Raw genomic sequence first — 11050 nt, 5'->3', positions numbered from 1 at the left:
CCTTGGCGCGGGCCGTTCCCCGACCGATGAGTTTTCTAGAGATAAATAATGCGTGACACAGTTTATTTTACACTACCATCATTATTGGTTTCCATTATACATTGTCTGTATTACATGGGATGCCTATTTCTCAGGCTTTGTTTGAACTATCAACACTCAGTTATTGGGTCAATCATCAGGGAGCTTGGTTTATTGCAATGCTGATACCGGTGTATGCACTAACTCCGCTTCATTACCGAATCTGCAATAAAGTAAAGAGTCCTGTGTTGTATTCTTCGTTGCTTATTGCTTTTATGGTTGTAATCTCTGCGCTGAACTATCCGGTTGAAAGTACAGGCTGTCAGATGGTGATTGATAATGTCAAACAGGTGTTGTATCATTTGCCTAGTTTCTTGATAGGTTTCATGTTAGCACCTTTTGCAAAGACAGGCAAGAAGATCTCATACTTTTGGATGAGTATTTTGCCTCTTGCACTTGTAGCAATAATGAAAGTCATGCAGTGTGGATATTGGCCGGAATTTTTGGTGTTACCTTTCGTTGCGGTATGTTGTCCGACTTTTAAGTATATGGGTAAGATCTTTTTTTCTGTACTGAATTTCTTAGGTAAAATTTCTTTGGAGTCATACTTGCTAAACGTAGTAGTTGGAACTTGGATTATCTGGTATTTACCAAATCTGTATAACTCTTCAATGAACAAGGGGTGTTATTTGTCCTACTTCATAGTATGTGTAGTAGGAACTGTGTTGGCATACCTAATACATTTGATGTGCAACAAACTGTTCTTTAAATCGAAAGAACGATAAATACATAATATGACATTAAAACATTTTTTCGAAGTATATCCTCCCAAGCGTATGTGGAGGAAGATGTGGATAGGTCTTGCTGACCTACCAATGATGCCTCAACATAGAGCTAAGTGCTTGAAAATGGCGGGAGTAAATATTAAAGGTCGTGCTATGATTTATGGTGGAGTAGGTGTTGATACGGTCTATCCTGACAGTATCTATATCGGAAAAGGTGTGCGTATCACCGCTGGCACAAAGATTCTGACTCATTATCTTGATCCATCCCAACCTGGTGTTCATTTTCGCAGAGGTGAGGTGCATATCGAAGATGATGTTTTTATAGGACTGAATGTGTGTATCTGTAGTTCGGTTACTATTGGCAAGGGAGCCATTATAGGAGCAGGAAGTGTGGTTACTAAAGACATTCCACCCTACCAGGTTTGGGCTGGAAATCCTGCCCGTTATATTAAAGACAGAGCAAAATGAAAATAGCAATTCTGATACCTACTATCAAACCAGGAGGTGCAGAGAAACAGGCTGCATTACTGGCAGCAACACTCAGTGAGGAGAATGAGGTACACTTTGTTTCATTATGGGGGAAGAAGAACCTCTCGGTGATAGTGCAAAAGTTTCTGGAGGATGCGCATGTACAAATTCATTATCTTTCTGGAAAGAGCTTCGGCAAGTGGAAGGAGTATTATCAACTGTTGAAGCAACAAAAGATAGAAATTGCATTCAACTATCTGACAACATGTGATGTGACGGGTGCAATGGTGGAGAAACTTGCAGGCGTGAAGACTGTATTCAATGGCATTCGAAACTCGCGACTGGCTCCGGCGAAGACCGTATTGGAATGGTTTGCGCACAACTTCTTTGCAGATTATACTATATATAATTGTCAGTCGGGAGCAAAACACTTTGAGAATCTGGGTTTCTGTAAGAAGAAGACCATTGTGATTCCCAACTGCTTCCCTAATATCAGCAAGCCGATAGAGCGTACTGACAAGGATATAAAGACTATTATTACGGTTGGTCGTTTTGAGCCACAGAAGGACTATCTAACAGCCATCAAAACCATAGCTGATTTGAGGAAGACAAGGCAGGACTTTGTGTTCACCATTATTGGACATGGTCATATAGAGACTCAAGTCAGAGATTGGGTAGAGGAATATGGTTTGACGAATTACACTCAGATTCTTATAGCCCCAGACAATGTACAAGAAATTCTTAAATCGGCTGATATTTATCTCTCGACGAGTCTTTTTGAGGGAACGAGTAATAGTATCATGGAAGCAATGAATTGGAGTATTCCTGTAGTGGCAACAAATGTAGGAGATAATAATCAATTGATAAAAGATTCTTGGAATGGTTATCTGATTTCAATAGGAGACTATAAAAGATTGTCAGAACATCTTCTAAAACTGTTACATGACGATAAGCTTCGCATTGAAATGGGTATACGGGGAAATGAACGTCTGCATAATTATTCTGTAGAACGTTTTGTAGAAAACTATTCAAAAGTTTTAGAAAAATGAAAATAGCATTTATAGGAGGACGTACTTTTTACCATCCAGATGGTATCGCAACATATATGTATAATCTTGCTACAGAATTAGTTAAGATGGGGCACGAACCTATCGTATATCAAGAGAGTGATCATAATGGAGAAGAATGGGTGAATGGTTTTAAGGTAGTTCATCAAAAGTCATTTAGGAATGCAGCTCTTACAAAAATATTATTGGGATTCAAATCTACAATAATGGGACTTTTCAAAGAGAAAGATATACAGGTATTCCATTATAATTGCGGTGCTCCAGCACTGATTAGTTCTATATGGCCAAGATTGCTTGGTAGGGTTTCTCTTATGCAGAATCACGGATTGGAGTTTAATAGGACAAAATATTCATTGCGTAAACGTAATATTTTGAGAAAAAAATTCTATTTTGATTGTAAAATCAATAAGTATTTAACAGCGGTTTCGCAAGAACAAACAGATTTTATACGCGAACATTTTCATAAAGATTGCCGTACTATTTCATGTGCTGTAAATATTCCACAGGAAACGTCTAAAAGCGATGTGTTGGAACGTTTTGGCATTATTCCTAATAATTATATTGTTTTTATGGGACGACTTGTTCAAGATAAGAATCCTGATTATTTGATAAAAGGTTTTATGAATAGTCAACATGGTGATAAACAGTTGGTTATTTGTGGATGTGCTGCCCCTAGATCATCATATGGCGATTATTTACATATGTTGGCAAAGGACGATCCAAATATTATTTTTACAGGAGCGATATTTGGTGCAGACAAAGATACGATACTCCGTAACGCATGGGTATTTTGTTTACCTTCTTCAATGGAAGGTCTACCAATTTCTTTATTAGAAGGAATGAGTTATGGTAAAGTTTGTATAGCTTCAGATATTACTGCTAACAAAGAAGCTTTAGGTGATTCTGGGATTTGGGTGAAAAAAGAAAATGCAGAAGATATAACTTATGCCCTAGACCGTTTATATACTAATTTTGAAAATTACGAATGGCAAAAAAAAGTTAATCGTGAACGATGCGAAAGGTTGTTTTCTTGGCCCAAAATAGCAAAGGACTATATTGACTTTTTGAGTGAATTGATAAAAAAGTAAATGTTATAATTATGCTGGATTTTTAAGTGAAGAAAGTTGGCAAGATAGAAGTATTATGAAATCTAATCATATATGAAAACAACTTTGACATATAAAATTCTTTGTCTATTGGGCTTTAAATATCCAATAGAGGATTATGGAGATGTAAGTCTATGGAAGGTATTAAAACAGTTTTTTATAAATTGGTATCATCGTCTAATAATTAATGCAATGAATTGGGCAATTTTAGAACCATTTAATCCTAGAAAACTTAGACCTGCGATTCTTCGTAAACTGGGAGCAAAGGTGGGAAAAGATGTGTTCATTGGTGACTATGTTCGTGTAGACTTGAACCATTCTGATTTGATTGAGATAGAGGATGGTGTGCACATTGCAGGTGATTGTCGTTTACTTTGTCATAAGAAGGAACTTGCAGAATATAAACAGGGAATGACTTATGGCATGATGCCTTATAAATATGGCAAAATTCATTTGTGCAAGAATTGCGCTATAGGGACTGGTTGTATTGTGATGCCAGGTGTGACTGTAGGTGAAGGTGCTGTTGTTGGTGCCGGTGCTATGGTGACTAAGGACATTCCAGCTTGGACATTAGCGTTGGGATGTCCTGCTAAAGTGGTAAAAGAATTTCCTAAGGATGATCCTAAGTATGTTTCAAAAAAATCTCAATAAGTTTCAGCAGATTTAGGTATTCTGCAAAAAACAGCTACATAAAAAATGAAAAGGGTATTGATTACAGGTGCCAACAGTTTTGTTGGTGTGAATGTGGAGAAATGGCTATTGCAGACTCCGGATGAGTTTATTGTAGAGACTGTGGATACCATGAATGAGGCTTGGAAGAAGGCTGACTTTGCGAAATATGATGTAGTGTTCCATGTAGCCGGTATTGCACATGTGGATCCTAAGCCTAAAATGGCTCCGTTGTACTATAAGGTAAATCGGGATTTGACTATAGAGATTGCGAAGTGGGCAAAGAAACATGGGGTGAAGCAGTTCATCTTTATGAGTTCAAAGATTGTATATCATGCGAGCAAGAGCCTGAAGGGGGATGTGATAACAGAAAACACAAAACCACATCCTAATGATTTCTATGGAGATAGTAAACTTCAAGCAGAGAATGGTTTGAGGAAACTTGAGTCATCCAGTTTTAAGGTAGCATTACTTCGTCCTTGTATGATCTATGGCTTAGGTAATAAGGGCAACTTACCTCGGTTGGCCTGGTTGGCAACAAAGACTCCAATTTTCCCTGCTTGGCATAATAAGCGAAGTATGATTCATGTATACAATTTGGCAGAGTTAGTTCGTCAGGTAATTCTTCGTGAATTGAGTGGTATATTCCATCCTCAGAACAAGGAATATGCAGATACCGTAGAGATAGTTCGTTATTTTGCTAAAAAATATAACAAGAAAGTATGGATTACAGTGGGAATCAATCCATTAGTTTGGTTGGGAAGTTTCTTTCTCAAATCTATTTGTAAGATGTTTGCAGACTCGTGCTATGATCAGAAAATTAGTACCTATGATTTTGAGTATCAAGTAGTGAAATTTGAGGAGAGCTTAAAAGACGTAGAGGCAAGGAAAAACATGAAGTAATGGCAAAAGAAAATAAGTATTTTTTATACGACAAAGGAAAACGATAATTATAATTTGGTTGCACATATAGCTGGTACTTTAACTTATTGAATATAACAAAGATATATAAATGGTATAATGTTTTACAAAGTAATCAAGCGGATATTTGATTTTATCTGTGCCTTGATAGGCATCATTGGTACATCACCTTTATGGATAGTCGGCATTATCGGAATCTTGATTTCCGACTGGGGACCAGTATTCTATACAGCTCGTCGTATAGGTAAGAATAACAAACCATTCAAAATGTATAAATTTCGTTCTATGCGAGTGGCAAAAGCTGTTACAGAGGCTTCTTTAAGACCTGACGAAGATCGTATATTTCCGTTCGGTCATTTTATCCGCAAGGTGAAGATTGACGAGTTACCACAGTTGTTGAATATTTTAAATGGCACTATGTCGATAATTGGACCACGTCCGGTAGCACAGGACCAATTTGAGATGTTTCGTTATGGAAAATGGAATGAGGCGGCAAAAGTGTCGGTAGGATTGAGCGGACCGGCAGCACTTTATGACTTTATCTATGGTGATCAGATCACAGATGAGAAAGAGTATATGGAAAAGGTATATCCTACACGTCGTGAATTAGAATATACGTATGTCCAAAAGGCTGGCATATTCTACGATTTAAAGATGATAGTATATACTGTCGTTTGCATACTCTATGCAGTGTGTGGTAAAGAATGCACTTGGATGTTGAATGAGTTTGTTGAGGATGCAAAGATGACAATGGATAAATGAACGAATACAGTACCGATCAGATGAATGATGATCAATGGTGTTAGAGTTTGGCGTAAGCAGAGAAAAATAAAATAAAAACAAATGCAATGAAATATTTATTAGTAGTAGCACATCCCGATGACGAAGTCCTGGGGGCAGGTGCGTCTATGTGGAAATGGTCACATGGAGGTGATGAAGTCAATGTGGCAATAATGTGTACAGAGGCAAAGGCTCGTGCGTTCCGTCCTTCTGATGCTGAATTGGAAGACGATACGGATGCAGCTACAAACTTTATCGGTGTAAGTAAAAAGTATGAAGCAACGTTCCCGAATATTGAGATGAACACAGTGCCTCATTTGAAGTTGGTACAGTTCATTGAGAGTGCTATTCGTGAAAGTGAACCAGATATTATTATTACTCATCATCCAGCTGATACCAACAATGATCATTTGCAGACTTCAATGGCTTGTCAGGAAGCTATCCGTTTGTTCCAACGTCAGCCAAGTGTGAAGCCAGTGAAAGAATTTTGGTATATGGAAGTGCCTTCATGTAGTGAATGGGCTATTAATGATGCCATGAACTTGTTTCGTCCTAACTGTTATGTTGAGGTGGGTATGGAAGGTGTGGAAGCCAAGTGCAAGGCGTTGGCAATGTACCGTGGTGTTATGCGACCTTACCCTCATCCTCGTAGCAATGAATATATTGAGGGATTAGCGGCAATGCGAGGCAGTCAGTGGGGATGTAAGTATGCTGAAGCATTTCAAGTTGTACTGAGAAGATATTAATGTGTGGTTTATGGAGTTTATGAGAGGTCTATGGGCGTTTTGTTCTTACCTCTTTGTTCCTAGAAAGGTAAAGAAGATGCTCAATAATTGAATGTATAGTATGGAAATAAATAAACAATTACTTGAAGCTCTCTTTGCAGAAGCTAAAGAGAATCCACGTTTACGTCAGAACTTCGACCTACGCACTTCATCTGCCGATACCAGTCAACGTATGCTAAACGCATTGTTGCCAGAAACTAAGGTGCCTATCCATCGACATGAAGATACTACCGAAACAGTAATCTGCCTGTGTGGTAAGTTGGACGAAGTAATTTATGAGGAAGTAGTTTCGTATGAGAAGGATACGGATGATTTTCAGAAGGGGGTAAATGTACAAGATGTAGCTCGTAAGGTTGAGTATCGAGAAGTACAGCGTATCCATCTCAATCCTACAGAAACCAAGTATGGTTGTCAGATACCTAAGGGTGCATGGCATACTGTGGAAGTGATTGAACCATCTGTCATCTTTGAGGCTAAAGATGGAGCTTATGCTCGTTAAACGATGAAAAACAGATGGAATGAATAGGAAGTACTGAAAGTGCTTTTTAATACGTTATGTTATAATTGAATATTTACAATGAGATGGAAAAATGTAGGTCCCTAGATTCATGTGACAAACATGAATCCCTACATTTAGTAGATTAGGAGCAATATAGTGGTATTGTCCTAATCTCGCTCTTCATATTAGTGTTAACACTAATATGATTTCCAAAAATACCAACTGTCTGTGAAGATCGTTGATATTTTTTTATACAATAAGCTGTGGTGGAAATCTAAAAGGAGCTATTTTTGATAAGAAATTATTTGGGAATACTCTTTCACCGCATCAAAACACGGACATCCTTTCATTGGATTCAAGTCCCGGTGTCCCACGACCAGTGCTTTCGGAAACTGTCTTTTCAACTCCCTCAACAAAGCAAGCAAAGCTCCTTTTTGCTCCAATGTACGTGTATCTTTCGGTTTCCCGTTCGCATCCAGTCCTCCCTCATAACAAACACCTATCGAATGGGCATTATGATTACGACAGTGTGCTCCAATCTTTTCTAAAGCACGTCCCCGGTGAATCTCCCCATCACGAGTAATGTAAAAATGATAGCCAATATCACGGAAACCACGGTGCAAGATATGATCCTGTCGGCAAGCCTCCGCCGAAAGGGATTTTCCTTCCGGTGTGGCACTGCAATGAATGATAATTAATGTAATAGTCCGCATGGGGTTACATGCAACTTTGTATTCCGAACACACCTCCGATGGCGGTGGCTACAGTGATAACGATTTTGAGGACTAAGCTCCATACAGAGCGGGAAGATGATGATTTACTCATACAATAACAGGTTTTAAATAAATTAATAATAGTTTTCTTTTACCACAGATTTACTGTAGGTTTGCCATAGGTTTACCACAGATCTACACAGACTCACACAGATAAATAATCGACTACTTTAGCAACTACCAATTCAATATAATCTGTGAAAATCTGTGTAGTCTGTGGTGAATCTTTTAGGCAGCCGGGTCAGGCGCCTCGCCACCTCCATCCGGTTTCGGATCAGGGTTGTCACCCGAGTCAGAACCTCCTCCGGCAGTTGTCGGTTTCTGATACTCCGCCTGCTGCTTCAACTGGCTGTCGAGCTTCAGGTTCGTGGTAGACAGATTACCGGTGGCACGAGCTTTCAGACGCATGCCGCTAATATTCTTCTCCAACGAGAATTCTTCCAGCGTATCGGCTGCCTTACTACGAATACCCACACCAAAAATGGCAAGATCATCGATTTTCACACATTTGCCATCCAGCAACAATTCCTTGATGCAATCTACCATATCCGAAAGCACACCTTTGATGACACCACCGGAATACGGTGAATTGTGCTTCGACATGTGTTCGGCAAGCTTTGCCAAATCAAATGTCTCATCGCTTACTGCACGGGCGAACCACTTACCCGCATTCAAGCCTTTCTTCTGCTGGTTCTGATAAATTTTGTAACGAATCATAAAACAATAAATTAAAGGGTTAAACATATTGTCCGGGGATTCTTTTCCCTTTCGACGATACAAAAATACTACTCCGGATCTCCCGGAAATCAGCAGTATACGGTTGTGTCTGGTAGCGGTCGGTTATTTGTCATTATAGTCGGTTATTCAATGGAAAAACGTTGGTTATATAGTCGTTTTTTGTTATTTTTGTAACAGTAAATCAGAAATATATCCATCATGAGTGAATTTAAGATACGTGCTTACGGGCGCATGGAACTGGCGCAACTCTATTCTCCACAACTAACTGACATCGCTGCCTATCGAAAAATGAAGAAATGGATCTCTTTGTGTCCCGGACTTCTGCAACGCCTGTACGACTTAGGCTACGAATCAAAGCGACGCTCATTCACACCGTTGGAGGTGAGAGTCATTGTGGATGCTTTAGGAGAGCCTTAAATAAAGCACCGCTTTACGATGTCTAAAGCTTAGCTTTACACCTCCTAAAGCGATGCTTTATGCAGGACAAACGATTGTTTCAGTCAAAACGGATGTGGTAATTGAAATGACTACTGCATCCGTAAGTAAAACAGGTACAGTAGGTACACTTTTTCCGGTTCACTCATACACACACGCACGCGCATACAACCCTTTACCGTCCATACTGATTAATTTTCCGTGTTTGGTGAGCCGTTTCAGCCAAGTGAGGGCTGTGTTTTCCTTAATTCCCATGGCAACTGCTTCTTCCAGTAACTGTGTACGAGTAAATTCATCACCCAGTTTCTGGAAAAGATAGTCACGATCGGCATTAGGACGATGGCTGACTTCTGTACTGGGGAGGAACGATAGAATATGCGTGGCATGGCAGTAGAGAGGTTCCGCAAGGCTAAGCACAGCATGAAAGTCTTCCTGTGAAATGGATACATCCCAACGAGTGATGATGTCATCTTTGCAGTTGTCGGCAGGAATCTCTTTGTCCGGTGTGAAAGGAGAGGTGGGGGAGGTCTTGAAGTCGTAGGGCTGCGGGCTTTCGAGAGCACGCAATACGGCTACTTCCGACATGATTCTGCATAGATTGACAGCCAGACGTGCCACAAAACTATACATTTCCCTTCCATTAGCTACACTGGAGCGTTCAAACAAGTCGGAAAAGACGGTGTCGATTTCTTCTTTTTGTTCATCCGTGAGTTGTAGGGTATGAATGCCGTGCGATTTTATCACGCTCAACTTTTCTTTCCATTCCAGTCCCATAGCGGTGAATATCTCCTCCCAATCTATCTCGTTGTCCATAAATTGGCTGATCCATTTACTGATTCCGCACATGTAATAATATAATTGGCGGGAGTATGATCCGTCTTCTGCCGTCGGAATGAAAGTTTGCACTTGCGACGGCGTACCCGAAATCAGGACGGAAAGATAGCTTTTCTTCACTTCCCGGTATTCCTGGTCGGTGCGGCGGTTGTAGGACAAGCGGTCGTGGTCGAACGCTTTGCGCAGGGTATCGCTCCAATGACCGTGGTCCGATCCGATGGCGGTGGAAAGAGTGTCCGCTTCCGCTTCGCAGATAAGTCCGGTTCCGTCGGAGTCCATGATGTTTTGTAGGATACCCGTACCGGTGTTGTTGCCCGAAATGAGGAACATCCTGTTAGGGGGCATTTGTGGAGCCTCCTTTTTGGTTCGTTCTTTTCCCATTGCATCATACTCGGCTTTCTCTTTTTTGTATGCTTTCATCTGTATGGCCACTTCTTTGCGGATCTCGTCGTGGATAGGTTCCACGAGTAAGCGGATGTAGGAAAGGATACCTTTGCCGGAAGCCGAAGGAGCCACTACGAAACATTGGAGGCTGGGGTGATGGTATTTGCCGCCATATAGGCATCGCACGTGGCGCGACATACAAGCACCCAGGGCAGTGAGCGCTCCCAATAACATGATGTCGTGTTGTATTGGGCTGCTCCCGGCTTTTATGATACGTTGCAAAAATTCCGGCCAGTTGTTTTTCGGAAAAGTGGGCAATTGATGTTGCGGTTCACTGCCCGGCAATAGTTCTTCTTCCCCTTCTTTATCATCGGAGATATTGTCATTTCCCACCTTATTATGCGCGCCCGTGTGTGGGGGAAATTTGCGTGCTGTACCTGCTGTACCTTTTGTACCTGTGGGATGTTTGGGCATTTCTTCTATGCAGATGCTTACTCCCGTCGCTTCGGCAAGGTGGAAAGCGGTGCCCAGGTGCACTTCTCCACGTTGGGTGTGGAGTGCGTTGGAGAATACCCGTTCGGCATGTTCGCGCTGATACTTGGGAGATACCCGGCACAGGCGGTGAAAAAACTCACGTCCTGCTTCGCCGCAATCCGTTGCGATGGCGAATGACAATTGTACGTATTCAAGATAAGTGGGAGCAATGTCCGCTCCTGCCGTTTCGACTGCTTCGGTGAGACGGCGTAAAGATTCAATATCGGTCATTTTGATTTATGATTTTTGATTTA

13 protein-coding genes are annotated in these 11050 nt (G+C 40.8%); 9 read left to right on the top strand and 4 right to left on the bottom strand.

Annotated elements, in window-relative coordinates:
* Positions 1 to 812: 812 nt before the first annotated feature.
* The 8 genes from LPH68_RS11885 to LPH68_RS11850 all read left to right on the top strand — a co-directional run bounded on the left by LPH68_RS11885 (position 813) and on the right by LPH68_RS11850 (position 7098).
* The gene (locus tag LPH68_RS11885) at positions 813 to 1271 is read left to right on the top strand and encodes a DapH/DapD/GlmU-related protein (RefSeq protein WP_004325744.1); all 459 of its coding nucleotides are present in this window, start codon (positions 813 to 815) and stop codon (positions 1269 to 1271) included.
* The gene (locus LPH68_RS11880) at positions 1268 to 2320 is read left to right on the top strand and encodes a glycosyltransferase (RefSeq protein WP_118023963.1); all 1053 of its coding nucleotides are present in this window, start codon (positions 1268 to 1270) and stop codon (positions 2318 to 2320) included. The genes LPH68_RS11885 and LPH68_RS11880 overlap by 4 nt, the downstream gene beginning before the upstream one ends.
* Entirely contained in the window at positions 2317 to 3426 is a 1110-nt protein-coding gene (locus tag LPH68_RS11875; protein ID WP_074909247.1) for a glycosyltransferase family 4 protein, read from the top strand. The genes LPH68_RS11880 and LPH68_RS11875 overlap by 4 nt, the downstream gene beginning before the upstream one ends.
* Before the next feature lie 72 nt (positions 3427 to 3498).
* Positions 3499 to 4095, top strand: a complete 597-nt coding sequence (locus LPH68_RS11870; RefSeq protein ID WP_004325747.1) for a DapH/DapD/GlmU-related protein — start codon at positions 3499 to 3501, stop codon at positions 4093 to 4095.
* Between the two features lie 45 nt (positions 4096 to 4140).
* Complete coding sequence (locus LPH68_RS11865) at positions 4141 to 5016, top strand: NAD-dependent epimerase/dehydratase family protein (RefSeq protein ID WP_004325748.1); 876 nt, start codon at positions 4141 to 4143, stop codon at positions 5014 to 5016.
* 117 nt (positions 5017 to 5133) lie between these two features.
* Complete coding sequence (locus tag LPH68_RS11860) at positions 5134 to 5796, top strand: sugar transferase (protein WP_149964911.1); 663 nt, start codon at positions 5134 to 5136, stop codon at positions 5794 to 5796.
* Between the two features lie 86 nt (positions 5797 to 5882).
* Entirely contained in the window at positions 5883 to 6560 is a 678-nt protein-coding gene (locus tag LPH68_RS11855; RefSeq protein ID WP_118023961.1) for a PIG-L deacetylase family protein, read from the top strand.
* Between the two features lie 100 nt (positions 6561 to 6660).
* Positions 6661 to 7098 (top strand): WbuC family cupin fold metalloprotein, encoded by a 438-nt coding sequence (locus LPH68_RS11850; RefSeq protein WP_118023980.1) that lies wholly within the window; start codon positions 6661 to 6663, stop codon positions 7096 to 7098.
* A 284-nt stretch (positions 7099 to 7382) separates the two neighbouring features.
* Here LPH68_RS11850 and LPH68_RS11845 read toward each other — a convergent pair whose 3' ends face one another.
* The 3 genes from LPH68_RS11845 to LPH68_RS11835 form a co-directional block, all read right to left on the bottom strand.
* The gene (locus tag LPH68_RS11845; RefSeq protein ID WP_117809193.1) at positions 7383 to 7811 is read right to left on the bottom strand and encodes an N-acetylmuramoyl-L-alanine amidase; all 429 of its coding nucleotides are present in this window, start codon (positions 7809 to 7811) and stop codon (positions 7383 to 7385) included.
* 4 nt (positions 7812 to 7815) lie between these two features.
* Positions 7816 to 7923, bottom strand: coding sequence for a smalltalk protein (locus LPH68_RS11840; protein WP_004295566.1), 108 nt, complete (start codon positions 7921 to 7923; stop codon positions 7816 to 7818).
* Positions 7924 to 8099: 176 nt separating this feature from the next.
* Positions 8100 to 8588, bottom strand: coding sequence for a DNA-binding protein (locus tag LPH68_RS11835; protein ID WP_049703343.1), 489 nt, complete (start codon positions 8586 to 8588; stop codon positions 8100 to 8102).
* A 219-nt stretch (positions 8589 to 8807) separates the two neighbouring features.
* On the opposite strand from LPH68_RS11835, the gene LPH68_RS11830 reads away from it, so the two are divergent.
* Complete coding sequence (locus tag LPH68_RS11830) at positions 8808 to 9026, top strand: DUF4248 domain-containing protein (protein ID WP_004295574.1); 219 nt, start codon at positions 8808 to 8810, stop codon at positions 9024 to 9026.
* Positions 9027 to 9185: 159 nt separating this feature from the next.
* On the opposite strand, the gene LPH68_RS11825 is transcribed toward LPH68_RS11830, so the two are convergent.
* Entirely contained in the window at positions 9186 to 11027 is a 1842-nt protein-coding gene (locus LPH68_RS11825; RefSeq protein WP_151923472.1) for a DUF3987 domain-containing protein, read from the bottom strand.
* Positions 11028 to 11050: the final 23 nt, after the last annotated feature.

The sequence above is a fragment of the Bacteroides sp. 1_1_30 genome, from assembly GCF_020982715.1.
GTDB classification, from domain to species: Bacteria; Bacteroidota; Bacteroidia; order Bacteroidales; family Bacteroidaceae; genus Bacteroides; species Bacteroides xylanisolvens.
Note: the sequence above shows the minus strand (reverse complement) of the source record. Positions and strands in the feature narration are given on the sequence as shown.